The organism is Rhodococcus sovatensis, assembly GCF_037327425.1.
GTDB lineage: Bacteria > Actinomycetota > Actinomycetes > Mycobacteriales > Mycobacteriaceae > Rhodococcoides > Rhodococcoides sovatense.
Map to the genome: position 1 here is coordinate 1,393,656 of NZ_CP147846.1, position 24,428 is coordinate 1,418,083.

Genomic DNA, 24,428 nt, shown 5'->3' on the forward strand with positions numbered 1-24,428 from the left:
CACCAATCGAAGGTGCGACCACTCCATGAAGCGGAGTGGACGCACCCTCGTTAGCTAGTGGGAGTGATGGTCAGCTGGTACCACCGCCCGGCGGAATCGACGGGCACGGCTGCACATCGGCAGTGTCGATGTAGTCCGAATCCTCGCTTCCGTAGACACCCAGCGCATAAATCGTGGTGTGGTAATACGCGTCCACTTCACATCCTGCAGAACCAACCTGCTGGCGGTGTACCGTCCCCGCAACATCGGCCGGATTGTCCGACAGATCGCTGTTGAGCTCGATCCATTCACTACTATTCGCGTACCGCATCCACAGCGACGTCTCCTGCTCCCAAATATACGGCGCATCGGTGCACCAGGCCGCGCCGTTGGCGAGCACAACACTGACAGAACCCGGGCCGGGCTGCCAGTAGGGCTCGTCCGCATAAATGCTGCAGATAATGTCGTCTTCGATTGCTTGCCTTGCATTGGGGTCGGTCACGGAAGCGGGCGGCGGGTCGGTCGACGGACTCACCGTCAAACTCCAATCCGGACTCCAGTCAATAGGGCCGTTCTGAAAGTCCTGTCGCACGACGCCGTTACCCAACGGGTACTCGTCGCTGGTCGGATACCCATATCGCCCGGTTTCGTAGCCGTAGTTGCTCCAGACCGGATAGATACCGCCGGCCACGGGATGGGCACCGGTGGACGGGGACCAGTAAATGACGCCCCTCTCGAAGCGGTCCATCTGTCCTTGGCCGTCAGGAAGCGGAGCTTGATCCTGTGTGGGATACCCGAGCAGAGTTCCTGCCGGCTCGAGACCACCCAGCGCGTTGTACTTGTCACGGATCGGCCCGTTGGGAAGAGCGGAACCGATCGCGTTCTGGAATGCGACGTAAATGACGCCATCCTGGAATTCTTGACGACGTCCGCCGTCAGGCAGCACAATCTCGTCGGTGGTGGGGTAGTGGAGCCACCCAGCTTCGTACCCGTGGATCCCCCACCGATTGAGGAAACTGTTCACCACCGGATGAGCACCGGTAGCCGCAGACCAATAAATAGGCCCGTTCACAAACGTATTCCTGCGCCCAAACCCGTCGGGATTCACCAATTCATCGGACGTAGGCCACAACAAGAAACTGTTCTGCGCTCCAAGGGAATTGTACTTGTCCCTGATCGCTCCGCAAACCCAGTTCGAGGAAGGCCAATACTGCTGGCAATCGGCGGCAGCGCGTGAAGTCGCGTTACGTGCCTGCAGCTCGGCCTCACGCACCTCCGCCTGGTCGGCTTGCTCCTTGGTGAAGCCCTCGGGAAGTTCCTCACGATCAGAACGCATCTGGCCGGGAATGATTGTGCTGTTCGGGTTTTCGGTAGGTAGACCCGTGTACGGAATCTTCGAGACGGCCGTACTGGTCGGCGTTGGTTCGGCAGGCGCACTCTCCGATGCGGGAGCAGGAATCTCTTGTGCTGGAGTCGGCGTAGCAGCCGGGGGCGTCGACGAAATCGGAGCCTGCGGAGCCGGAACCGTCTCACAAGCTTGCGGTGCCACCGTCGTCGTCGGCGTGACCGCAGTGGTCGTCGGAACGACTGGCGTCGTAGTCGACGATGTTGTGGGGGCGGCGCAAGGATCTTCCGGGGCACGTTCTGCTGCTGTCGAATCGGCTGGTGCGGCGGGTGCCGGCACCTCCGGCGTCGTCGTTATCGGTTGTGCCACCGCGCCCGCAGTTCCGGAAAGCATCATCACCGCCACGGCCCCGGCGGTGAACCATGATCGTGCTATTCGACGGTGGTCTGGTGGCCGTGCTGTTTTTGTCGAAACCATATGGGATTCCTCTTCTTCGAGCGCGGTGCCCCGATCGGGCCGCTGCATGCATCCTGACCCACATTCCGTTGCTTCGCACAGGCAAGGGCGAAGATTCAACACCAATACAAACCAGTCAGTCCCTTTCCCTTCAGGCAGCCGACGCGATGCCCATTTGCGGTGCGCAAACGGTCGGATAGTCCATGCCGGAGCTATGAAATCCACTCAGCGACAATCTGGTTCAAAATCCAATTACACCGAGAGGCCGTGCTGCCGCGACACCGAGCCGGGCCAATCTCCGTCGCTCCCGCACAATCACCCCGTGAACTCCACGGGGGGAGGTGGACACGCCGCCGGCGTCGACAAGCTGTCGTGCATTCCGCCTGCCGGCGGTACCGGCCGCCCTGCGGGCGTCCACCGAACCGAACTCCGCTGCGCTCCGCACTGTGAACGGCATCGTTCTTTCGGGCATCTGGCTCCTGGCGAGTCTGCGTCACCCGTGCCCGTCTTACCTACCCCCGACTCCGCTGCGCTCCGGCCCTGCGGGCGCCGAGAACTTTTCACAGCGCCTTCGGCTGAAAACTTTCACGGCTCGGGGGCAGGACACCGGTCCCGTGCGCCGCCTACTCTCCCCACGCCAGATGACGGCGAAAGAACGCGGGGGAGGGCGCAGACCGATCCGACACGAGTTCCGAAGGGCAGCAACAGTTATGACCGAGAACACCGAGACTGAGGCCAAGACCGTGAGCAACATCGACGTCGACGACTACTGGACCACCTACGACAAAGCGCTCGACGCAGCCGCGACGTGCCGGAGTGTCGAATCCCTGATCGACACCCTGCGCCGCTACTACCCGCCCTCGTCCGGAGCCGCGTTCTTCCCCAACGGGGCCGACCGCGACCTACTCGGCACACTCACCGAGGCCGGACACTTCGATACCGTCTGGGTGCGGGCCGACTACCACTTCGCGCTCCGCGACGGCCGCGGAGACGGATTCACCTACATCGAAGGCGACATCGTCCGCGGAACCTCACGGCCTTGACCACCCGCCCCGGTGCCTGACAGCACCGGGGCAACCAACCCTCACCACCTGGAAGGAACGCCCCTGATGCCCGCTCAAGCATGGGTCACTCTGATCGTCGGCGTATTCGCCGTCGTCGGAGTCGCCCTGACCGTCCGCCAACGCACCGTGGCCGACAAACGCGCCCAAGCCTGGCAACGGATCACCTGGTGCCTCGAACGCACCACCAGTTCGGACTCCGATGAGGTCGAACTCGGTTGGGACATGTACATCCCCGTCACCGATTCACCACTGATCACCGCGACCGAGCGCGGAGTGCTCGTCGCAGTGGCCGAACGATCGGCCCGGCGTGCACTGGCGCATCCGCCCGAAACCGAGGACACTGACAACCAGAACGAGCAGGAGGACCCACGATGACCACCACAGAAGCCCGGAAAGCATGGACCCCGGACGAACGACGTAACGTCGCCGCCGCAGCAGCGCGCGCCTCCATCGCACTCCGCGAACGCGACGGTCTCGACGTCCCCCAGTGGATCCGCGACGCCGCAGCCGGGCGACCGACCACCCCACCAGCCGAACAGCCCTGACACAGCTCCCGGCATAGACCCGACAAGGCCCGCACCCCGACACCCTGGGATGCGGGCCTTCTCTTTCGTTGCACCCCTCAGACCGGCACCGAACCGGGCCACCCTGCGGGCGTCCACCGAATCGAACTCCGCTGCGCTCCGTCCTGTGAAGAGAATTCTTGTTTCCCTTCTGGGCCTCCGATTTTGACCGGCGGTGACCTCCGCACAACCGCCGGCGTCCGCTGCGCTCCCGGCCCGAGGGCTCCGGAAACTTTTCCTAAAACGCCTGCGGCTGAAAACTTTCCGGCCCACCAATTGCACTCCGGCCCCCTCAAGCCGGTCCAACTCTCCCCTGCCAGAAGGGCAAAAAATTGGCGGGCCGCGAGGGTTCGTCACCGTCAGCAGGGGAGGCCGACATGGTCCGCAAGTACAGGCAAAAAGGAACACCGATCGACATCAGGGGCATGGAACGCAGACGCGAAGCCGCGATGCGCGCAGCCGACGCCCACGCCGTGGTCACCCACACCACCGCCATGATCGCCGAGATCGCCACCATCGACGTGCGCGTCCTGCACGCCGGATCCAACACCGCCGAGCTGCACATCAACCTCGGCCCGTTCTTCCTGATCTTCCGCAACGCCGCCGCCGTCCACGGATTCATCTCCGCGTTCGCGTCCGTGCGTTCGCAGATGTTCGGCCTCAGCGGGAAAGTCGGCGCACCGCTTACCGTGCGCGACGAGTTCGCGATGGCCACCCTGGCCGTGGTCTACCTCGACACCCCGAAGTACCACGTCGAGAACGTCCAGCGCTACAGCGAAGTCCAACGCCGCCCCATCCACTGGGTCGAACTCACCATGGGACCGGTGACCTGGCGCATCGTCGACCACGACAGCTACGACACGCTGATGGACGAGTTCCGCAAACTGCACCGCGTCTCGGTCGGTGCGTTCCCTGACGGTGGCCGCTACCGCCGTGACCCGACCAAGGTCCTCGACGCCTTCGACGAGGCCGAGAGCGACGCCTGACCCCCCGACCCAATTACGCCGATCGGCCCGTACCTTCCGCCAGGTCCGGGCCGATCGGCGTGTGTCCACAGGGCAACTCCTCTATCCACAGGTTCACCGAAACCCCAGGACATGGGGCCGCTCGCTTCGCTCGCGGCGCAACACTGATCCCACCCCGACCGTTCTCGACGAAAGGATCAACCCCGTGATCACCTGGACCCTCACCACCACCGTTTTCGACCGCCGCCCGGTTCTCACCGCAGCAGGAAGTGAACTCATCCGCACCGACGCCGTCGACGCGGCAGCGAACGCGACCCGCTCGGCGCTGATGGACGCCAGAACCAATGTCGCCGCGGGGACCGGTCCTGTGTACACCATTGCCATCGATCACCAGACCGCCCTCACGATCGGCACCGGCGGCACCCGCAGCGGCGAGCTCGTCCTCGACGACGCACTCGACGCCATCGAAGCATTCGAGCATCACCAGACAGGGGTCGTCCGAGCTCCACTCGACTTCTTGTGACAGCACCAAGACACACGCGAGCACCGAAAGCGTTGTTACGCAGAGACTGTGTCGGTACCGACCGTCATAATGCCCACCATGCGAATACGCACCACCTACGGCCCGCCTCTACCCGGCGAACTCGCCGCACAGCTCGCACGAGCGATCGCTCTCGCCGAGATCGTCGGTGCACAGCACCGCCGCGCCGACGACAACGCCGACACAGGGCAGCCAACGAGCGCTCATCGCGCGGCAATGAGACCGAACATGCGCGTCGAGCTCATTGCCGCACGGCGATGTCGCTAGGGCCTATGCCGGTAGGCGCAGGCCTGCTGAGAGTCCACCGCTGGGTTTGCCGTTGGAATTGTGCGTCAGCCGCCGCGGCAACCCACACGCGATCGCGTACTCCACGATGTCCATTCCAGGATCCTGGAGCAGCAGCACCTGCGCTGTCACCATCACCACGTTCCACCGCACCCGATCGGCGTCCTCGCCCGGTAGCACCTTCTCGGTCTGCTTGGTGTCCGTCGAGCGCTGATGACCAGCGCGATCGAGGCGATACGGCGCATCCGACCAATCATGGCCGGCGATCTCTGCGGCCATCTCTTGCGCAGCACGACTGAGCATTTTCTACCTCCAACAGGTATCCGTCGCCTCTTCCCGTCGAAGAGGACCACCTCGAACGGTACTCCGAAAGCCGACTCGAAGCGCGCCGCCGCCGAGTGCCCGACCCCGGTGACGGCGCGAGTCGTTGCATTCCGCCTGTCGGCGGTGCCGGCCACCCTGCGGGCGTCCCCCGAACTGAACTTCGCTGCGCTCCGCACTCGAAAGAGCAAAGACGTTTTTTCACTCCGGTTCTGGCTACCGGCGAGCATTCATCACCCGTGACCGCCGCCTCAACCCCTCGCTCCGCTGCGCTACGGCCAAGGCCCCGAACGATTCGACGTGGACGACGCCGATCTCGCTCGTGCGATCGTGGCTGGTTCCCTGCTGTCCATGGGCGGCTGCTGCTCGCTGAACCTGAACGAGACGAGGCAGCAACCGTGGACGGCACGACGGAGCGCGTGCTTCGAGCCTTGGGAGTTTCCGCTGACGAGGCGCACAGACTCTGCAGCCTCGAGCTTCCGGCACTCTACGGCGTCGACGTGCGTGCAGCCGTCGACCCGACCGCGAGCGATCCACGCTGACGACGCTGCACAGGCGACGAGAGATTCAGCGCTGATCCGGGGCACACGGATTCAGTGGGCGGGCCCCAACGCGTCCGCGAGCATATGCATCGCCGCGGTGGTGGAAAGCGCACGCACGCTTGCGCGGTCACCGGGGAGTCGCAGCGTACGGGTGACGGTCGGTCGGTCCTTGGAGGCGATTCCGAAGCAGACAGTACCGACCGGCTTGAGTTCGGTGCCACCCCCGGGGCCAGCGATGCCGCTGGTAGACACCGCGATGTCGACGCCCAGTCTGTCCATCGCGCCTTCTGCCATCAGTGCTGCTACCGGCTCGCTGACGGCGCCGTGTTCGTCGATGATCTCAGCAGGGACGTCGAGAAGGCCCGTCTTCGCCTCATTCGCGTAGGACACCACCGCGCCGATGACGTACGCCGACGATCCCGCGCGGTCGGTGAGACGTGCGGCGATCATGCCACCTGTGCACGACTCCGCGGTGGCGATTCGATGTCCGGCCAACCGGGCCGCCACGATGTCGTCGATGGTGGACCCGTCGGTCGAAAAGACCTGCGCACCATGATGTTTGTCGATGAGACCTGCGAGTTCCTTGTATGGAGTTGCCGCGGACTCTGCATGGCGGGTCACCATTTCGAGCTCTCCGAGCCGCAGGCAGGTGGTGATCTCGAGATCGCCGAATCCCGTGATCTGGCGCTCTGCTGTCCGCAGGGTTGCAGCGAGGTCGGCTTCGGACAGCCCGTACGCGCGTATGGTGCTCTGACGGATCTGCGCGCGACGGGTCAATACTTCGGCGACAGGCCCGCTGTCGAGTGCCTCCGGCCACATCGCCTGCAGTTCGCGAGGTGGGCCGGGCAAAATCAGGACGACGGGTAGCGACTCGGAGCCGCTCGCAGGTATCGCGACACCGGGAGCTGTTCCGGTCGGAGCAATGGAATGCGCACCGTGCGGAACCATTGCCTGCTTGCGAACGCCTGCCTGCAGCGGTTCGGAGTCGGTTGCGGAACTCAGCCGGCTTCGCCATCGCTGAACGATTGCGTGAATGCGTTGCTCTAGTTCGTCGTCGAGGTACAGCTCGCGGCGGTACAGAGCGGCAACGGTCGCCACGGTGAGATCGTCAGCGGTCGGGCCCAACCCTCCCGTCGTGACGATCAAGTCGACGCGCTGATCCGCGAGAAATTGTAGTTGTGCGGTCAGGTCATCGGGCCGGTCACCGCAGATCGTGATGTGCGCAACGTCGACTCCCATCTCGAGTAGTCGCTGGGCCACCCACGGGCCGTTTCTGTCGGTTACCCGACCGGCCAGGACTTCTGTACCCGTGACCACCACACCCGCTCGCACAGTCATTCTTCGACCATACTTTGCGCCCGACAAATCGCACTGACGCAGCATCACCCACCTGGGGAGTAGATCTCATGAGGATGTTCACGACTGCACCCCTTCCTTCGAGTCTTCACGCGACTTAGGTGCCGAATTCGTCCTGGCGATGATCGACAACGCAGCTGCGACGACGCACAGAGCTGCGCCACCCCACCAGGCGTAGGTGTACGAGCCGAACGTGTCTCTGACCACACCGGCGCCGAACGCCGCTGCAGCGGCGCCGATCTGATGCGACGCGAACACCCAGCCGAACACGATGGTCCCGTTGTCACCGAAAATTTCCCGACAGTGCAACTGTGGGTGGGACGGTTGCGACCCAGTCGAGGCCGTAGACCACCACGAACAGAATCATGTTCGGGTGCAAGTGATCCGTCAGCAGCGACGGGAGCAGAAGCAGGCCCACACCTCGGAACATGTAGTAGCCGACAAGTAGTACACGTGGGTCGAATTTGTCCGTGAGCCAACCGGACGCGATGGTCCCGACGATGTCGAAGACGCCGACCGCGGCAAGCAGTCCCGCGGCCGTGGTGGTGGCCATGCCATGATCGTGCGCCGACGGAATGAAGTGAATTCCGATGAGCCCGTTGGTCGTCGCGCCGCAGATCGCGAACGCGATCGCCAACGCCCAGAACGCCCGGGTCCGGGCAGACTGCGCGAGTCCGTCGATGGCGCGGGGTACAGCCCCGCCGGAAGGTCGCGGGGGAGCAACATAGTCCGGTTCGGCGCCGTAGGGCCGTGCACCCCGATCCTCTGGATAGTCCAGGATCACGAGCCACACCAGCGGGACCACCGCCAGTGCGGTCGCGGCGATGACGAGGGATGCGGGCCGCCACCCGATGTTCTCCGCCAGGGCAGCCACGGGAGGAAGGATGACCAGCTGGCCCGTCGCAGCACCCGCAGTAAGGACGCCCATGACCAGACCTCGTCGAGCGACGAACCACCGGTTGGCGATGGTGGCCGCGAACACCAATGCCATCGCGCCGGTGCCCGTACCGATCAGCAGACCCCAGAAGATCAGCAGCTGCCACGACGTCGTCATGGTGATACTTGCACCGGCACCGAGCGCCACGAGAATCAGCGCCGAACAGGCAACCTGTCGCATTCCGAAGCGGTCCATCAACGCTGCCGCGAAGGCGCGACAACGCCGTAGAGGACCAGGTTGATGCTGATGGTGAGCGATACGATGCTCGTCGACCACCCGAACTCCTCCTGGAGCGGGACCATCAAGGCTCCGGGCGCACCGCGGAAACCTGCTGCTCCGAGTAGAGCCAGAAAAGCGACGGCCGCGACCCACCAGGCGGGGTGAATGCGCACTGCGGATCGTGATGCCATTCGATCTAACTTTCTTGAGCGAAGTTATATGCTGGACAGACGGTACCTAAAACTCGAGGCGATGGGAAGACATGGCACTGCGGTCGGATTGGTCCGAGGAGAACTGCCCGATCAGGCGGTCCCTCGATGTTCTCGGTGATCCTTGGGTGTTGCTGATCGTGCGTGACGTCTTGCACGGGCGCGGACGGTTCGACTCGTTGCGTTCGAACCTCGGGATTTCCGAAGCCGTCCTCAGCCGCAGGCTTTCCGCCATGGTCGATGCAGGATTGCTGGCTCGCGTCGAATACGACAACGGCGGGCGTACACGGCAGGCGTACGTCGCGACCGAGGCTGCAGCAGAACTGCTTCCGATCCTTCAGCAGCTGGCGCTGTGGGGTGAACGACACACCGTGACCCCCGAAGGCGGCGGCCACATGGCGATGGTTCACCGCACGTGCCACACCGACACTGTGCAGGGCGAGGTATGCAGCGGGTGCGGTGACACACTGCGCCCCGAGGACATGACGTGGGTGAAGCCCTGGCAGGACACGGTCGATGATCTGGTCCCCGCCGGCTATCTGAAGCAACCCTGACTGCCGATATACCCCCGAGTTGTGCGCCCAGAACTCCTCGCGACGCACAACAGGGGGGTAAATCGGGAATACGTCAGCGCGGAGCCAACCGCCACAGAGACGTGGTCTCGCGGCTTCGCGCAGCGTGGAAGAGGTCGTCGGCGTCGCGCGCCCGAGGGTGCGTCGGCGTTGTGTCCGTTCTACCGAGCACCAGCAGGCCTGCCCGGTCGATTGCGGCCAAGAGATCGTCCCGCGTGGCGAGCCCGAGGAGTTCCGCCAGATCGGAGATCACCAACCAGGCTTCGCCGCCGGGTTCGAGATGCTTGCCGAGGCGGTCGAGGAAGGCTCGGAGCATGCGGCTGCCGGGGTCGTAGATTGCGTGTTCGATACCCGACGTCGGCTTGGTGGGAATCCACGGCGGATTGCACACGACCAGCGAGGCGCGTCCGGCCGGAAAGATGTCGGCGAGCTGTACCTCGACCTGGTCGGCGAACCCCAATCTGTCGAGATTTGCTGTGGCGCATGCGATTGCGCGTGGGTCCTTGTCCGTTGCAATGACGTGTGCGATACCGCGTTTCGCCAGCACTGCGGCAAGAACGCCTGTGCCGGTTCCGATGTCGAACGCAGTGGTGGACCCGGAGGGGAGAGGAGTGTCGGCGACGAGCTGTACGTACTCACCACGCAGCGGCGAGAAGACCCCGAAATGTGGTTCGATGTTGGCGTCGAGGGCCGGAATGTGTACCCCTGTGCGTCGCCACTCGTGAGCGCCGATGAGGCTGAGCAGCTCTCGAAGCGACAGCAGCGATGGCTCTGCAGACTCGCCGTACGCCTCGGTGGCCGCGAGTCTCACATCGGGCGCTCGTGGGTAGTCGAGGACGTAGTTCGCGTCGAGTTCGACGAGCAGCATTCCGAGGATGCGCGCCCGCCGAGCCTGGTCCTGACGGTGTAGGTGAAAGTCCTCCGCGGGCGAGGCAGTCGGCTTTCGAGCCCGAGTCTGGGCTCGTCGGGTGATCGCCTTCATCAGTTGGCGTGCATTGTTGAAATCGCCACGCCACAGCATGTATTCGCCGATCGATGCGCGCTTGTAGGCAACATCGGCGGAGATGTCGTCGCGGACGATGTGGACGGCCTTCGGCGGCGGCGCGTTGTTCTCCGAACGCCACAGCGCCGAGCGTTGCTGCCCGTCCTCGGTCCATCCGACAGTTGCGTGCACGTCACTCCTATATCGGGGTATGGGGACCCCCTTCGGCCAACGAGAAGTCAACCACAGCGAGCGATGATGCGACGCGCATGCGCGATGACCGGGGCATCGACCATCTGCCCACGTAACGTGAAGACCCCACGGTTGTTCGATACGGCGTCGAGCACGCTGTTGGCCCATTCGATCTCGTCGTCGGTCGGAGCGTAGGCCTGACGAATGACCGGGATGTGGCTGGGGTGGATGGCGACCTTGCCGTCGAAGCCCACGGCGACCGCATCCTCGGCTTCCTCGCGCACCCCGTCGAGATTCGGGATGTCGAGGAATACGGAATCGAGCGCGAACAGTCCGCGTGCCTTCGTCGCCAACAGTGTTTGTGACCGGACATGCTGTGCCACAGCGCGGTAGCGACCGTCGGTGAATCTGCTCGAGTTTCCGCCCATCGCCGCAACAAGATCTTCGGCACCCCACATGGCACCCACAGCGTTGTCGGCTCCGAGCGAAGAATGGCACTCGATCGCACCTGCGGGGGATTCGAACAATGCGATCACTTCGCGCGGTGACACAGCCTCGATCTGTGCCGCCGATTCGCACTTCGGCAGCATGACGACGGTGTACTCGGTGCGATCGAGTGCCTCGAGGTCAGCCGACCAGTCCGGCGTCCCGTGTGGATTGATCCTGACGACGGTCCTGGCCGGGTCCATCGGCGTCGCCACGAGGGCTTCACGTGCGGCGGGCTTGTCTGCGGCGGCGACTCCGTCCTCGAGATCGAGGATGACGACGTCTGCGCGCGCTGCCGCCTTCTCGAACCTCTCAGGTCGGTCGGCAGGACAGAACAGCCACGCTGGTCCCGCCGGAAACCAGCTCATGACAGCTCGCCAGAAGGCCGTAGCCGAACCAGAGTCTTGCGAACAGCGAGAGCCACGACGTCACCGTGCTGGTTGCGCCCGGTGTGCGTGAACGTCACGATGCCCTCGCCAGGACGGGACTTGGACTCCCGCTTGTCGGAGATCTGTGTCTCCGCGTACAGGGTGTCGCCGTGGAAGAGCGGTTTTGGGAACGTGACCTCGGAGAAACCCAGATTCGCGACGATGGTTCCCTGCGTCAGCTGCGCGACCGACAGTCCGACCAGCGTGGATACGGTGAACATCGAGTTGACCAGACGCTGCCCGAACTGCGTTGTCTCGCTGTATGCGGCGTCGAGATGCAGTGCCTGAGTGTTCATGGTCTGGGTGGTGAACAGTGTGTTGTCCGCCTCGGTGATGGTGCGTCCGGGGCGATGCTCGTAGATGGCGCCGAGTTCCATCTCTTCGAACCATAGTCCGCGCTGACGAATTCGCTTGTCCGTCATAGTCCGAGACTCCTAGCGATGAGCATCAGCTGCACTTCGGTTGTGCCCTCGCCGATTTCGAGGATCTTGCTGTCGCGGTAGTGCCGAGCGACAACGTATTCGTTCATGAACCCGTATCCGCCGTGGATCTGCGTCGCATCTCGCGCGTTGTCCATCGCAGCTTCGGAGGCGACGAGTTTGGCGATGGATGCTGCCTTCTTGAACGGCTTGCCTGCCAGCATCAGCGCTGCCGCGTCGTAGTAGGCGGTACGAGCGGTGTGTGCGCGTGCTTCCATGCGGGCGATCTTGAACGAGATCGCCTGGTTGTGGCCGATGGGATGGCCGAAGGCTTCTCGTTCCTTCGAGTACTTGACGCTTTCGTCCACGCATCCTTGAGCGGCACCGACCGATACCGCTGCGATTGCGATACGACCCTCGTCGAGGATGTGCAGAAAGTTTGCGTATCCGCGGCCTTCCTGGCCGAGGAGGTTCTCCTGCGGCACCCGTACGTCGGTGAAGCTCAACGGGTGCGTGTCGGAGGCGTTCCAGCCGACCTTGTTGTATGCCGGTTCGGCGACGAAACCGGGAGTGTTCGTAGGCACCAATATCGACGAGATCTGCTTGCGGCCGGTGGCCTCGTCGACGCCGGTTACCGCGGTGACGGTCACCAGTTCGGTGATGTCGGTGCCGGAGTTGGTGATGAACTGCTTGCTGCCGTTGATGATCCAGTCACCGCCGTCACGTTTGGCGGTGGTCTTGGTGCCGCCCGCGTCGCTACCGGCGCCGGGCTCGGTCAAACCGAAGGCGGCCAAGGCCTGCCCCGAGGTCAGCTTGGGAAGCCACTCCTGTTTCTGGGCGTCGTTGCCGAAGCGATACACCGGCATCGCACCAAGTGAAACCCCTGCCTCCAGAGTCATCGCGACACTCTGATCGACCTTGCCGAGTTCCTCGAGCGCTAGGCACAGGGCGAAATAGTCACCGCCCATGCCGCCGTACTCCTCGGGAAACGGCAAGCCGAACAGGCCCATGTCAGCCATGCCGCGGACGACCTCGTACGGGAAGGAGTGCTCCTCGTCGTGCTTCGCCGAGACCGGTGCGACGACGGTACGCGCGAAATCGGCGACCGACTTGGCCAGTTGCTGGTACTCATCGGGCAGGTTCGCCGACGACAGGTAATCGGTCATGACTGATCCTTGTCTTCGTTGGGGACGATTCGCGCCAGCAGCTGGTCGACGCGGACTTGATCTCCGACTGCGACAACCAGTTCCACGGTGCCGTCGATCGGGGTGGTGAGTGTGTGTTCCATCTTCATCGCTTCGACGACGACCACGGCAGTGCCTGCGGTGATCAGCTCGCCGCTGCTCGTTCCGACTGCGATGACCGAACCTGGCATGGGGGAGACGATCTCGGCATCCCCCGAGTGTGCGTCCTCGTCGCGAACACTCGGTTCGGCGACCGTGCGGAGTTGCCACGTTCCCTGTGCGCTCGAAATCCACGTTGCCGAATCGCTTCGGGCGAATTCCATGGTTTCACGACGGCCGTCGACGACGACGGTGATCGTGTCGGTGGTTGTATGCGCGTAAAGGGTGCTCGCGGGCTGATCGTCGATCGCGACCGTCGCGGACTCGGGTGTTCCGACGATGGCGACGTGCACCGACCTGTCTCCGCTTGTGAGGCGGCGAACGAACGGTGCCTGGGAACCGACCCGCCATCCCGACGGCATCGCCCAGATGTCGTGGCCCGCATCCTCCCACGTTTGAATCCACTCCACCGCGGCAGCTGCGATCAGTGCCTCGTCGGTGACGACCGAGGCAGTGAAGTCCTCGACTCGTCGATCGAGCAAACCGGTGTCGAGCCGCCCCGCACGAACATCGTTGTCGGCGAGCAGGAAACGAGCGAATTCGATGTTGGTGATGACCCCGAGGACTGCCGTCTGCGACAAGGCGCGATCGAGAGTGCGCAGCGCGCTACCACGGTCCGGTCCGTACGCGATGACCTTCGAGAGCATCGGATCGTAGTTACTGCCGACCTCGGTGCCGACGGCGAGGCCGGAGTCGACGCGGATGCCGTCGCCGACTGGCTCGCGAAGCCCGACGACCGTGCCGCCGGTGGGCAGAAACCCGCGGCCGGGGTCCTCCGCGTACACCCGGGCCTCGATCGCGTGGCCAGTGAGTGTGATGTCGTCCTGGGCGATCGTCAGTGCTTCTCCCGCCGCGACGCGGACTTGCCACTCGACGAGGTCGAGCCCGGTCACCAGTTCGGTGACGGGGTGCTCGACCTGCAGGCGTGTGTTCATCTCCATGAAGAAGAACTCGTCTGGGTTGTCGGCCGAGACGATGAACTCTACTGTCCCTGCGCCGGCGTAGTCGACGCTGCGAGCCGTGTTGCAGGCCGCGGCTCCGATACGCGCACGTGTCGCCTCGTCGAGCAGAGGTGAGGGAGCCTCCTCGATGACCTTCTGGTGGCGTCGCTGCAGGCTGCATTCGCGTTCGCCGAGGTGGATGACGTTGCCATGCTGGTCGGCCAGTATCTGCACCTCGATGTGGCGGGGACGCAACACGAACCGTTCGAGGAAGAGTGTGTCGTCGCCGAACGAGGATGCCGCTTCGCGACGTGCACTCGCCAATGCTGCGGGGAGGTCCTCGGCTCGTTCGACCAGCCGCATGCCCTTGCCGCCACCGCCTGCAGACGGTTTGACCAGCACGGGGAAGCCGACGTCTTCAGCGCCTGCGATGAGGTCGGCGTCGGTCAGACCCGGACGCGATATTCCCGGCACCACTGGGACGCCGAATTCGGAGACGGCGGCCTTGGCTGCGATCTTGTCGCCCATGACCTCGATCGCTCGGGCCGGTGGACCGAGGAAGGCGATGTCGGCTGCCGCGCACGCGGCCGCGAACTCGGCGTTCTCGGACAGGAACCCATATCCCGGATGAATGGCCTGCGCTCCGGTGCGTTGCGCGGCCTCGATGACCTTGGGTATGGACAGGTAGCTGTCGCGGGCGTTGGCCGGTCCGAGGTGGACTGCGGTGTCGGCCTCGGCGACGTGCCGTGCGCCTGCGTCGGCGTCGCTGTAGACGGCAACGGACCGAATGCCCATGCGCCGCAGCGTTCGTGCCACGCGCACAGCGATCTCGCCACGGTTCGCGATGAGGACGGTGTCGATCTGTTCGGTCATGTCAGTCACATTCTGAAAACGCCGTAGGAGACCTGCTCGAGCGGCGCGTTGGCGCACGCGGCGAGGGCAAGTCCGAGAACCTGTCTGGTGTCAGCGGGATCGATGATGCCGTCGTCCCACAGTCGAGCCGTCGAATAGTAGGGGTTGCCTTGAGTTTCGTACTGTTCGCGGATCGGGGCCTTGAACGATTCCTGGTCCTCGTCCGACCAGGGTGTGCCTGCGGCGTCCTGCTGATCGCTGCGGACGGTGGCCAGCACCGACGCCGCCTGTTCGCCGCCCATGACCGAGATCCGGGCGTTGGGCCACATGAACAGGAACCTAGGGGAGTAGGCGCGGCCGCACATCGAGTAGTTCCCTGCCCCATAGGAACCACCGATCACGACGGTGATCTTCGGTACTCGGGCACATGCGACGGCGGTGACCATCTTGGCGCCGTGCTTGGCGATTCCGCCGGCTTCGTAATCTCGCCCGACCATGAATCCGGACAGATTCTGCAGGAACACCAGCGGGATGCTGCGCTTGTCACACAGTTCGATGAAATGTGCGCCCTTCATGGCCGATTCGGAGAACAGAACCCCGTTGTTGGCGATGATGCCGACGGGGTGCCCGTGAACATGGGCGAATCCCGTGACGAGAGTCTTGCCGTACTCGGCTTTGAATTCGTCGAAGTCGCCGCCGTCGACGACGCGGGTGATGACTTCTCGGGCGTCGTAGGGGGTGCGAGGGTCGGTCGGCACGACGTCGTACAGCTCGGTCTGTGCGGCGATGGGATCGCGAGTCGCGATGACGTCCCATGGCCGCGGACCGCGCGGCCCGAGGGTGGAGATGATGGTACGGACTCGTTTCAGCGCGTCGCGATCATCCTCGGCGAGGTGGTCGGTGACGCCGGAGATCTTCGAGTGCAGGTCGCCGCCACCGAGTTCCTCGGCTGTGACGACTTCGCCGGTGGCTGCTTTCACCAGAGGAGGGCCGCCGAGGAAGATCGTGCCCTGATCCTTGACGATGATGGCCTCGTCGCTCATCGCGGGAACATAGGCGCCACCCGCGGTGCACGAACCCATCACTGCCGCGATCTGTGCAATACCCTTGGCGCTCATCGTCGCCTGGTTGTAGAAGATGCGTCCGAAGTGGTCGCGGTCAGGAAAGACCTCGTCCTGGCGCGGCAAGAATGCACCGCCCGAGTCGACGAGGTAGATACACGGCAGCATGTTCTGCAGCGCAATCTCTTGCGCGCGCAGGTGCTTCTTGACGGTCATCGGGTAGTAGGTGCCGCCCTTGACGGTGGCGTCGTTGGCGACGATGACGCACTCGCGTCCAGAGACGCGGCCGATCCCGGCGATGACCCCGGCTCCCGGGCATTCGTCGTCGTACAGGCCGTTCGCCGCGAGCGGAGCAATCTCGAGGAACGGACTCCCCGGATCAAGTAGTTCGTTCACCCGGTCCCTGGGGAGGAGTTTGCCGCGGGCGACGTGGCGCTCTCGCGACTTCTCGCTACCGCCGCGCGCGGCGGTAGCGAGCCGGGCGGAAAGGTCGCGGGTCAGCTGCTCGTGCGCTGCCCTGTTGACCGCTGTATCGATTGCCATCTTGTGCGCGCCTTCGGTCTCATCCTGCGGATCAGCTGAGTTGAGTTAATGAGGAATAACTCAGCAAATAGTAAACTATGATTAACTGAGTTGTCCAGGGTCGAGTACAGAGGGGGAGCGCGATGACTGTCCAGGAGTCGAAATCGGGCACTCTGCGAGACCAGCGGAAAGCCGAACGGCGAGCGCAATTGTTGGCTGCAGCGGCAGCACTGTTCGCCGAACGAGGATTCGCATCGGTGCGACTAGAGGACTTGGGTGCAGCCGTCGGAATCAGTGGCCCTGCGGTGTATCGCCACTTTCCGAACAAGGAATCCGTGCTGACCGAGTTGTTGGTCGAGATTTCGGTCTTTCTTCTCGACGGCGGCAAGCGTGTTGTGGATCAGCGGCCGGCCGGCCTCGATGCGCTGTTCGATCTGATCGAGTTTCATTTGGACTTCGCTGTCGGGTCCCCGGCGTTGATTCGGATCCAGGACCGTGACCTGCACAGCCTGCCTGAGGCTGCGCGACGCAAGGTGCGGCGTATGCAGCGCGAGTACGTGGAGTTGTGGGTGACGACTCTGTGTGCCACGGACGACTCGTTGACCGATTCCGATGCGAGGACAAAGGCTCATGCGGTGTTCGGCCTTATCAACTCCACGCCCTACAGTGCTGGAAGAAGTCCATCACGCAGTACTCGAACCGTGTTGCGGGAGATGGCTATCGGGGCGCTCGGCGTGAGTGCGCAGTCAAAGGCGTTCACGGAGTGAACGCGCGGGCGATGCATGTGTCTATGCTCGAACAGTTTCGGTCGATGGGTTGGATAGCACCGCCGATCCGCGTTGAATCAAGCACAACATCTTCGAGAATCTATGGAGGAAAACAGTGACTACGTCGGTGATTGTGGCTGGGGCTCGGACCCCGGTGGGTCGTTTGTCGGGGGCGTTGAAGGATTTTTCGGGGTCGGATTTGGGTGGGATTGCGATTCGGGGTGCGTTGGAGAAGTCGGGGGTGGGTCCGGAGTTGGTGGAGTACGTGATCATGGGGCAGGTGTTGACGGCGGGGGCGGGTCAGATGCCGGCGCGTCAGGCTGCGGTGGCTGCGGGTATTGCGATGGATGTGCCGGCGTTGTCGATCAACAAGGTGTGTTTGTCGGGTGTGGATGCGATTGCCTTGGCGGATCAGTTGATTCGGGCCGGTGAGTTCGAGGTGATTGTTGCTGGTGGTCAGGAGTCGATGACGCAGGCTCCGCATTTGTTGGAGAAGTCGCGTGCGGGGTTCAAGTTCGGTGATGTGACGATGAAGGATCACCTTGCCTATGACGGGTTGTATGACGTTTTCACTGATCAGGCGATGGGTGGGTTGACGGAGTCGTGTAACGAGGGTGCGGTGGCGTGTAGTCGTGAGGAGCAGGATGCGTTCGCGGCGGCGTCGCATCAGCGTGCGGCTGCGGCGTGGAAGAACGGTGTGTTCGATGAGGAGGTGGTGCCGGTGGAGGTTGCGCAGCGTAGGGGTGATCCGGTGGTGTTTGCGCAGGATGAGGGGATCCGCGGGGATACGACGGTGGAGTCGTTGGGGAGGTTGCGGCCGGCGTTTTCTAGTTCGGGGACGATCACGGCGGGTAATGCCTCGACGATCAATGATGGTGCTGCTGCGGTGGTGGTGATGAGTCGGGCGAAGGCGGAGAGTTTGGGGTTGGCGTGGGTTGCGGAGATCGGTGCGCATGGGGTGGTGGCGGGTCCGGATTCGTCGTTGCAGTCGCAGCCTGCGCGGGCGATTGTGAAGGCGTGTGGTCGGGAGGGGATCGATCCGGTGGAGTTGGATTTGGTGGAGATCAACGAGGCGTTCGCGGCGGTGGGTATTGCGTCGATGCGTGAGTTGGGGATTGCGGAGGATCGGGTCAATGTCAATGGGGGTGCGATTGCGATCGGGCATCCGTTGGGGATGTCGGGTGCTCGGATTGTGTTGCATCTGGTGTTGGAGTTGGCGCGTCGTGGTGGTGGTGTCGGTGCGGCGGCGTTGTGTGGCGGTGGTGGTCAGGGTGATGCCCTGATCCTGCGAGTGCCCAAGAAATAGAGGTCACCCCGCCGAGCGGACGTAGGGACGGATCGGCGGACCGATTCTGTGCACGCGCCTTACCGCAGGACTTTCGTCAGCCGTCACCTCGGAACGCGGGGTGACGGCTGCGGAGGGTTCCGGCGCCGGAGTTCGTGTGGATTCGTCGGCGGCTTCGAAGGGCGTCCCGTCCAGTGCGCGCTCCTTCGACGTGGTCGCACCCCAAATCCCGTACGGCTCGCCGGCGTCGAGCGCGTAGTCCCGGCAACGCTGCAGTACCGGACATCTCGAGCAGACCGCCTTGGCTTGCTCCTCGATAACCGCGAGCGCGCGTCCGCGAGCACTGCTCGGCGGGTAGAACACGGCTGGGTCCTCGTGTCTACAGGAACCGAGTAGCTGCCACTCCCATTGCTCGACAACAGGTGCCGGCAACCTCGGTGGCAGGGCGCGGTAACGGGTCACGGCACTGTGGGCATCGGCGGACATGGCCCTCCTTCACGTCTACGAGTTGATTCCGGCGAACTTCCCGAACATGCTCGCCACGGTTGCGGCCGTGTTCCGAACGAGTTCGGTTGTAGCGATCGACATTTCGCTGAGTTGTGCCGGACCGGCGGCGATCGACAGTGCCGCGGTGATTCCGGCGTCACGGGTCTGCTGGGGAGTCAGGCCGACACGACCGGCGATGACCACCACAGGGCAATGCGGTGGAGCCGCCCGCCGGACGCCGGCAACGACTTTGCCTCGCAACGACTGCGAGTCGAATGATCCCTCGCCCGTGATAACCAGAGCAGCGTCCGCACACAGCCGATCGAATCCGACGGCGTTCAGGACCATGTCCGACCCAGGCATCAAGCGCACATCGAGGAATGCACTCAGACACGCTGGGAGGCCGCCCGCTGCACCGGCGCCCGGAATCTCGGTGACATCGATGCCGGTCTCCGCGGCCAGGATCGACGCAAGATGTGCCAGCCCCGCATCGATGGCCTTCACGTCTTCGGCCGTGGCCCCTTTCTGCGGTCCGAAGACCGCCGCGGCGCCGTGCGTGCCGAGAAGGGGATTGTCGACGTCGAGTGCGACCCGGATGCGGACCTGTTGGGCACGGGGATGAAGCTGAGTCAGATCGATCCGAGCTATGTCGGTGAGACCGGCTGCGCCCGAGGCGACTTCGTGGCCGTCATTGTCCAGGAAGCGCGCACCGAGCGCCGACAGAAACCCTGTGCCGCCGTCGTTGCTTGCGCTGCCACCGATACACAGGAGAATCTCGGTTACATCATCGTCGAGAAGACGACGAGCCAGGAGTCCGACGCCGTAGCTGTCGGCGCGCATCGGCTGGAGTTCCGCGTCGGACACATGGGGGAGGCCGTTCGCTTCGGCGGCCTCGATGACGCCGGTTCTACCAGAGATCGCAACGCGGGCGTGACGCTTTCGACCGAGAGCGTCCACGGTGGCTACCGAGCTGGTGGCGGCATCAAGGGCGGTGGCCAGTGCGTCGAGCGTGCCTTCGCCGCCGTCTGCGAGCGGACACTCGACGACAACAGCCGATGAGCCGAGCGCGTCGCGCACTCCGGCGGCCATCGCGGACGCCACTTCGGTCGCCGATCGGGAGCCCTTGAAGGAATCCGGTGCGACGACAATGACGTTCTTGCGTTGGTCCATGACTGCAGGTTAGGACACTGAATCCACAGAAAGTATGGTCGTCAAAGACATAAAACCCATCGAAATTCCCGCGAGACCAATGCGTCATGCACTGTTCGTCTTGTCGCTGTCGGCGAGTTGCCGAGCTGCAGCAAGCGCCAACTTCATGGTCACGGCGTCGTCGAAGAGTCGCAGATCGAGCCCGGTCAGCTCCTTGATCCGCGCCAGGCGTTGCACGACGGTATTGCGGTGGGTATGCAGTGCGGTTGCCGACGTGACGACGGACAGGTTGTGGGAGATCACCACCGAGGCCGTCTCGCGCAGCGTCGGGTTCAGTGGTGCGAGAATGCGCTCGACCGAGTCACGGGCAATTGCGTCGGGTTGTCGACTCACAAGCACGTCGACGTCGAGACTGGACAATTCGTGGACGAGGCCGTCGGGAACGGAGTGCCCGAGCAACACTCTCAGTTTCTGTGCGTCCACGAGCAATTCCGGCATCGTCGCGCCGGCGCGGCCGCACACGACGGACGCCCCCGCGGCGTGCAGTCGATCGACGACTACCCCGCGAGTGCCGGCATCGGACGAACCCACGAGAACCCAGAGGGAACCGTCGCGTTCGATCGCGACGGCGTTGTCGATTCCCACCAGGCTGTTTCGATGACTCGACGCGTCCGGCTGACAGCTCGAACTGCTGCGCGCGACGAGAATGGTCCATGGCGAGCGGAGCGGTCTGCCGACGTCGCGCAGCTTCGCCAGCACGCGAGCTTCCGACACCCCGGCACCGTCGATCATCGCATTGAGCAGATCGTGGAGAGTCGCTTCTCGCCAACGTGAATCGTCGAGATGCTGCTCTTGCTTGAGCAGTAGTGACACCGTCAGAACCAGAACGCGGGCAATGGGTTCGACGATGGTCGGCGTACCGGTGATTCCGACTACTCCCACCGGAACTCCGTCGATGACGAGAGGCACGTTGACGCCCATACGAGTGTCTGCTCGGTCTGCCTCGATGCGGATGGCATCGCGTCGTTCGAGCGCCAGAACCGCACCGTGGTGCACGGTCCCGAGGCGTGAGGGGTCGACAGACGCGATGATGATCCCGCGGTCGTCCATGATGTTGACGTTGTGCGTGACGACGGGACGTACCTGGTCCACGACGCGTTGGGCGAGCTCGGCGGTCAGTATCGAACTCCGCATCGCCCGAGCCTACCGGGCCCCAGTGGTCGGAGCCCAGTGTCTGGACCGACCGAACGGCGCACCGACGCTCTCTGATCTGATGGGGCGGACCATTCACGCGTTGATGTCCCCGGAAAGGGGTTGTTTCGATGGCTCGCTTTCGCTTGAAGCCGGTATCCGACCACAGTATTTTCGAGACGGCGAAGTACACCTACACGTACACGTTGGATCTCGCGGCCGATGCGAACACCGTCTGGGCCGGCCTCACGGCAGACCAACCGTTGGCGTGGTGTTCGGCATTGAAGGGAAAGTACACCTCGGGGCGTCCGTTCGAGAGCGGAACTACTCGCAGCGTCGTCGTCGCTCGCCTCCTTGGCTTGAACGAGCGATTCTTCGAATGGGACGAGAGCAATCGGCGTCATTCCTTCTACGTCGAGAGCGCGAGCTTGCCGCTCTTCGGCGTGTTTGCGGAGGACTACCAGATCACGCCCACCGCGACCGGCTGCCGATTTGTCTGGCGCTTCGCCTTGGAAGCCAGGCCGGGCTTGGGAGTCCTGCTGGCAGTGACTCAACCACTGAACAAGAAGGTGCTTCTCGACGGTTTGGTGCGCGACACGATCGCCCACTTCGGGCACGCGTGACCCCTGGAGTGATCTTCAGAGCACGTGACTTCCGTACATCTCGCCGAGCGGGTCGGCGATCAGTTCGATGCGGGCGCCGTCGGGGTCGCGGAAGTAGAGCGATACCTCGCTGTGCTCGGCCAGTTCGATTCCGGCATCGATCAGCCTGGCGCGCAGGATTTCCCAGCGGTTCGGTTCGACGCTGATCGCTACGTGATGCAGCCCTCCGAGGACTTCCTGATACGGCCCGACCTCGAGCCCGGGAAAGTCGAAGAATGCGAGGAGGTTGCCGTTGCCGATGTCGAAGAAGAAGTGCGACGAACCTGGGTAGTCGCGGTTCTCGATCAGTTCCGTCAGTGGGAATTCCAACACGCCCTGATAGAACTCCACTGTTCGCTGGACGTCACTGCTGATCAGTGCCGTATGGTGCAGTCCACGCGCGGACGATCTCGGACGTTCATTCTTGGGGACCAGATACTGGTCCTTGATTCGTTCGCGTTCGTTTGCATGATGCAGGGACCGCTGCTTGTCGTCTGTCGTGCTCATGGCCGAACTCCTCGTGGTGGCGTGCCCGCCGGGCAACGCGGATAGTTGCAGTGTCAATTATATGAAGAATAGGCTGTAGGCCATGAACGCGACGCGATGGCTCGAACCTCAGGAGCAATACGCCTGGCGCGCGTACCTCGAAGCAACACGGCTTCTCGTTCGCACTCTGGACAATCAATTGACCCGTGATACCGGCATCTCGTTCACCGATTTCGAGTTGCTCGTCGTGTTGTCCGAGGCGCCGGAACGGCGACTCCGCATGAGTGAACTGGCGGACGCTGTCACTACCACCCGTAGCGGGGTCACTCGTGCGAGCAGCCGCTTGGTGGACGCAGGCTGGGTAATTCGAGTCAAGTGCGAGAACGACAAGCGAGGAATGTCCGCCGAGCTGACCGACGCCGGTATGGCCAAGCTGACAGCCGCAAGCCCGGGTCATGTAGCAGCCGTGCGGGAGAACATGTTCGATCTCCTTTCGGCCGACGATGTCGACGCGATCGGCCGAGGTTGTCAGCGCATGCGCGAGCATATGTCCGGCAAATCGGGAACCGCTCGCTGAAGCATCGACCCGCCGCGTATGCCGAGCCCCTGGTCGGCGAGGACCGGTCTAAGCTCGGCACTGTGGCGTGGGGCGATGGTCTACAGCTGGCGGCAATCGTTCTGCTGTGCGGGGTGGGGGCCTGCCTGATCGTGGTGGGCGCGTACGGATCGGGCGGGCTGATGCTTGCTGTGTCGGCCTTCTGGTTCTGGCGGTTGTACCGAACAGGAGAGTGACTGGCTAGCGTTCCGGGCGTGGGACTTCGGTTTCCCATCGAGCACGCCGCTCGTCGTCGGTTTGTTCCCACCACGGTGTACCCCGTTCGCCTAGGGCGACTTTGGCCGCTTGTACACCGGCTCGCGACTCCGGTGCGCCGTCCGTCGCGCGGACGTCGCGCCTCCAGGCCATCAAGATCGATCGCAGTTCGGCGCCCCGTTCCTCTGGGATGTCAGGGTCGGTCGCGCGCCAACGGCGGCCTTTGATCACGATATATCGACCGTCGTCGGTGTACTCGGGTTGCTCGGCCATGACTCCGACGTTAACCGTCTATTGACATGCAAGCCGTTACTTGCCTATTGTCGATCTGTGCCCGAGGAGCCGGGAGTTGCCGAGTTGTTCAAAGCCTTGGCCGACCCGACCCGTCGAGTGATCCTCGACGAGTTGGTTCTCAGGGACGAGCAGACATTGTTCGAGCTGTGCACCAGGCTGGTCTCCATACACGGCATGTCTTCGTCGAGGCAAGCGGTCTCGCAACACTTGGATGTCCTCGAAGCCGCGGGGCTGGTCCGAGTGGAGCGTAAGGGCCGCTACAAGTTTCACTTTCTCGACACCGCGCCGCTGGCACGCATCGCCGAGAGATGGACCTCCCCGCATCACCCTGAACCGAAGGAACTGTCATGAAGATCTACATCTCGAGTCTGATGGTCACCGATCAGAACAAGGCCCGTGACTTCTATACCGAAATCCTTGGTTTCGTGGTCAAGCACGACATTCCTTTGGGGGAACACTCGTGGCTCACCCTGGTGAGTCCCGGCAACGAGGACGGGCCGGAACTCGGACTCGAACCGGCCGAGCATCCTGCAGTGAAGCCGTTCCGGGATGCACTCATGGAAGATGGCATTCCCGCAACCTCGTTCGCCGTCGAGGACGTGTACGCCGAATACGAACGTCTCCTCGCTCTCGGCGTCGTGTTCACTCAGAAGCCAACCGAGATGGGCCCGGTCACGGTCGCGACGTTCGACGACACCTGCGGCAATCTCATTCAGATTTCCAGCTACGCAGGCTAGG

28 protein-coding genes and 1 pseudogene are annotated in these 24,428 nt (G+C 63.5%); 14 read left to right on the forward strand and 15 right to left on the reverse strand.

The genetic code is table 11. From position 1 onward, the window contains the following. Positions 1-70: 70 nt before the first annotated feature. Positions 71-1,252, reverse strand: coding sequence for a hypothetical protein (locus WDS16_RS06465; RefSeq protein ID WP_338891372.1), 1,182 nt, complete (start codon positions 1,250-1,252; stop codon positions 71-73). Between the two features lie 1,238 nt (positions 1,253-2,490). On the opposite strand from WDS16_RS06465, the gene WDS16_RS06470 reads away from it, so the two are divergent. The 6 genes from WDS16_RS06470 to WDS16_RS06495 all read left to right on the forward strand — a co-directional run bounded on the left by WDS16_RS06470 (position 2,491) and on the right by WDS16_RS06495 (position 5,180). Next, positions 2,491-2,823 (forward strand): hypothetical protein, encoded by a 333-nt coding sequence (locus WDS16_RS06470; protein ID WP_338891374.1) that lies wholly within the window; start codon positions 2,491-2,493, stop codon positions 2,821-2,823. Between the two features lie 66 nt (positions 2,824-2,889). Further along, entirely contained in the window at positions 2,890-3,219 is a 330-nt protein-coding gene (locus WDS16_RS06475) for a hypothetical protein (protein WP_338891376.1), read from the forward strand. Continuing rightward, complete coding sequence (locus tag WDS16_RS06480; protein WP_338891378.1) at positions 3,216-3,389, forward strand: hypothetical protein; 174 nt, start codon at positions 3,216-3,218, stop codon at positions 3,387-3,389. The genes WDS16_RS06475 and WDS16_RS06480 overlap by 4 nt, the downstream gene beginning before the upstream one ends. A 395-nt stretch (positions 3,390-3,784) precedes the next feature. After that, the gene (locus WDS16_RS06485; protein ID WP_338891380.1) at positions 3,785-4,393 is read left to right on the forward strand and encodes a hypothetical protein; all 609 of its coding nucleotides are present in this window, start codon (positions 3,785-3,787) and stop codon (positions 4,391-4,393) included. 184 nt (positions 4,394-4,577) lie between these two features. After that, positions 4,578-4,895 carry a hypothetical protein gene (locus WDS16_RS06490; RefSeq protein WP_338891382.1) on the forward strand — a complete coding sequence of 106 codons (318 nt, stop codon included), beginning with the start codon at positions 4,578-4,580 and terminating at the stop codon, positions 4,893-4,895. Positions 4,896-4,973: 78 nt separating this feature from the next. Beyond that, positions 4,974-5,180: a hypothetical protein gene (locus WDS16_RS06495; protein ID WP_338891384.1), complete on the forward strand. Its 207-nt coding sequence runs from the start codon at positions 4,974-4,976 to the stop codon at positions 5,178-5,180. Positions 5,181-5,183: 3 nt separating this feature from the next. Here WDS16_RS06495 and WDS16_RS06500 read toward each other — a convergent pair whose 3' ends face one another. The 3 genes and pseudogenes from WDS16_RS06500 to WDS16_RS06510 form a co-directional block, all read right to left on the reverse strand. Next, entirely contained in the window at positions 5,184-5,501 is a 318-nt protein-coding gene (locus WDS16_RS06500) for a hypothetical protein (protein ID WP_338891386.1), read from the reverse strand. Positions 5,502-6,112: 611 nt separating this feature from the next. Continuing rightward, positions 6,113-7,399, reverse strand: a complete 1,287-nt coding sequence (locus WDS16_RS06505; protein WP_338891387.1) for a competence/damage-inducible protein A — start codon at positions 7,397-7,399, stop codon at positions 6,113-6,115. 78 nt (positions 7,400-7,477) lie between these two features. Beyond that, positions 7,478-8,764 (reverse strand): annotated as a pseudogene (locus tag WDS16_RS06510) (MFS transporter). Positions 8,765-8,835: 71 nt separating this feature from the next. Here WDS16_RS06510 and WDS16_RS06515 point away from each other — a divergent pair. After that, positions 8,836-9,336, forward strand: a complete 501-nt coding sequence (locus WDS16_RS06515) for a helix-turn-helix domain-containing protein (protein ID WP_338891388.1) — start codon at positions 8,836-8,838, stop codon at positions 9,334-9,336. A 73-nt stretch (positions 9,337-9,409) separates the two neighbouring features. On the opposite strand, the gene WDS16_RS06520 is transcribed toward WDS16_RS06515, so the two are convergent. The 6 genes from WDS16_RS06520 to WDS16_RS06545 are packed head-to-tail and all read right to left on the reverse strand — an operon-like array spanning position 9,410 to position 16,601. Next, a complete protein-coding gene (locus WDS16_RS06520) occupies positions 9,410-10,528 on the reverse strand; it encodes a class I SAM-dependent methyltransferase (RefSeq protein ID WP_338891390.1) in 1,119 nt (372 codons plus the stop codon). Positions 10,529-10,575: 47 nt separating this feature from the next. Next, positions 10,576-11,382, reverse strand: coding sequence for a CoA ester lyase (locus tag WDS16_RS06525; protein ID WP_338891392.1), 807 nt, complete (start codon positions 11,380-11,382; stop codon positions 10,576-10,578). After that, positions 11,379-11,864, reverse strand: a complete 486-nt coding sequence (locus WDS16_RS06530) for a MaoC family dehydratase (protein WP_338891394.1) — start codon at positions 11,862-11,864, stop codon at positions 11,379-11,381. Before WDS16_RS06530 ends, WDS16_RS06525 begins: the two co-directional genes overlap by 4 nt. Then, a complete protein-coding gene (locus WDS16_RS06535) occupies positions 11,861-13,027 on the reverse strand; it encodes an acyl-CoA dehydrogenase family protein (RefSeq protein WP_068374799.1) in 1,167 nt (388 codons plus the stop codon). Before WDS16_RS06535 ends, WDS16_RS06530 begins: the two co-directional genes overlap by 4 nt. Then, positions 13,024-15,018 carry an acetyl/propionyl/methylcrotonyl-CoA carboxylase subunit alpha gene (locus WDS16_RS06540; RefSeq protein ID WP_338891397.1) on the reverse strand — a complete coding sequence of 665 codons (1,995 nt, stop codon included), beginning with the start codon at positions 15,016-15,018 and terminating at the stop codon, positions 13,024-13,026. Before WDS16_RS06540 ends, WDS16_RS06535 begins: the two co-directional genes overlap by 4 nt. A gap of 5 nt (positions 15,019-15,023) precedes the next feature. Continuing rightward, a complete protein-coding gene (locus tag WDS16_RS06545; protein WP_338891399.1) occupies positions 15,024-16,601 on the reverse strand; it encodes a carboxyl transferase domain-containing protein in 1,578 nt (525 codons plus the stop codon). Between the two features lie 122 nt (positions 16,602-16,723). On the opposite strand from WDS16_RS06545, the gene WDS16_RS06550 reads away from it, so the two are divergent. Further along, positions 16,724-17,347 (forward strand): TetR/AcrR family transcriptional regulator, encoded by a 624-nt coding sequence (locus tag WDS16_RS06550; RefSeq protein ID WP_338891400.1) that lies wholly within the window; start codon positions 16,724-16,726, stop codon positions 17,345-17,347. A gap of 115 nt (positions 17,348-17,462) precedes the next feature. Further along, on the forward strand, positions 17,463-18,653 hold the full coding sequence (locus WDS16_RS06555; protein WP_338891402.1) for an acetyl-CoA C-acetyltransferase: 1,191 nt from the start codon (positions 17,463-17,465) through the stop codon (positions 18,651-18,653). A gap of 3 nt (positions 18,654-18,656) precedes the next feature. On the opposite strand, the gene WDS16_RS06560 is transcribed toward WDS16_RS06555, so the two are convergent. From WDS16_RS06560 to WDS16_RS06570, 3 genes are all read right to left on the reverse strand, one after another. Further along, the gene (locus WDS16_RS06560; protein WP_338891404.1) at positions 18,657-19,118 is read right to left on the reverse strand and encodes a WhiB family transcriptional regulator; all 462 of its coding nucleotides are present in this window, start codon (positions 19,116-19,118) and stop codon (positions 18,657-18,659) included. Between the two features lie 15 nt (positions 19,119-19,133). Then, positions 19,134-20,288, reverse strand: a complete 1,155-nt coding sequence (locus WDS16_RS06565; RefSeq protein WP_338891406.1) for a glycerate kinase — start codon at positions 20,286-20,288, stop codon at positions 19,134-19,136. Between the two features lie 84 nt (positions 20,289-20,372). Next, positions 20,373-21,461: a CdaR family transcriptional regulator gene (locus WDS16_RS06570; RefSeq protein WP_338891407.1), complete on the reverse strand. Its 1,089-nt coding sequence runs from the start codon at positions 21,459-21,461 to the stop codon at positions 20,373-20,375. Positions 21,462-21,589: 128 nt separating this feature from the next. On the opposite strand from WDS16_RS06570, the gene WDS16_RS06575 reads away from it, so the two are divergent. Beyond that, positions 21,590-22,081 carry an SRPBCC family protein gene (locus WDS16_RS06575; protein ID WP_338891409.1) on the forward strand — a complete coding sequence of 164 codons (492 nt, stop codon included), beginning with the start codon at positions 21,590-21,592 and terminating at the stop codon, positions 22,079-22,081. Positions 22,082-22,096: 15 nt separating this feature from the next. Here WDS16_RS06575 and WDS16_RS06580 read toward each other — a convergent pair whose 3' ends face one another. After that, on the reverse strand, positions 22,097-22,606 hold the full coding sequence (locus WDS16_RS06580) for a VOC family protein (protein ID WP_338891410.1): 510 nt from the start codon (positions 22,604-22,606) through the stop codon (positions 22,097-22,099). 82 nt (positions 22,607-22,688) lie between these two features. Here WDS16_RS06580 and WDS16_RS06585 point away from each other — a divergent pair, with 82 nt between their 5' ends. Further along, entirely contained in the window at positions 22,689-23,162 is a 474-nt protein-coding gene (locus tag WDS16_RS06585) for a MarR family winged helix-turn-helix transcriptional regulator (protein ID WP_338891412.1), read from the forward strand. A gap of 62 nt (positions 23,163-23,224) precedes the next feature. Further along, on the forward strand, positions 23,225-23,377 hold the full coding sequence (locus WDS16_RS06590) for a hypothetical protein (RefSeq protein WP_338891414.1): 153 nt from the start codon (positions 23,225-23,227) through the stop codon (positions 23,375-23,377). Between the two features lie 4 nt (positions 23,378-23,381). On the opposite strand, the gene WDS16_RS06595 is transcribed toward WDS16_RS06590, so the two are convergent. Further along, entirely contained in the window at positions 23,382-23,669 is a 288-nt protein-coding gene (locus WDS16_RS06595; RefSeq protein ID WP_338891416.1) for a hypothetical protein, read from the reverse strand. 57 nt (positions 23,670-23,726) lie between these two features. Here WDS16_RS06595 and WDS16_RS06600 point away from each other — a divergent pair, with 57 nt between their 5' ends. Both WDS16_RS06600 and WDS16_RS06605 read left to right on the forward strand, forming a co-directional pair. Further along, positions 23,727-24,041 (forward strand): metalloregulator ArsR/SmtB family transcription factor, encoded by a 315-nt coding sequence (locus tag WDS16_RS06600; protein ID WP_338891418.1) that lies wholly within the window; start codon positions 23,727-23,729, stop codon positions 24,039-24,041. Further along, positions 24,038-24,427 carry a VOC family protein gene (locus tag WDS16_RS06605; protein ID WP_338891420.1) on the forward strand — a complete coding sequence of 130 codons (390 nt, stop codon included), beginning with the start codon at positions 24,038-24,040 and terminating at the stop codon, positions 24,425-24,427. The genes WDS16_RS06600 and WDS16_RS06605 overlap by 4 nt, the downstream gene beginning before the upstream one ends. The last annotated feature ends 1 nt before the right edge of the window (position 24,428 follow it).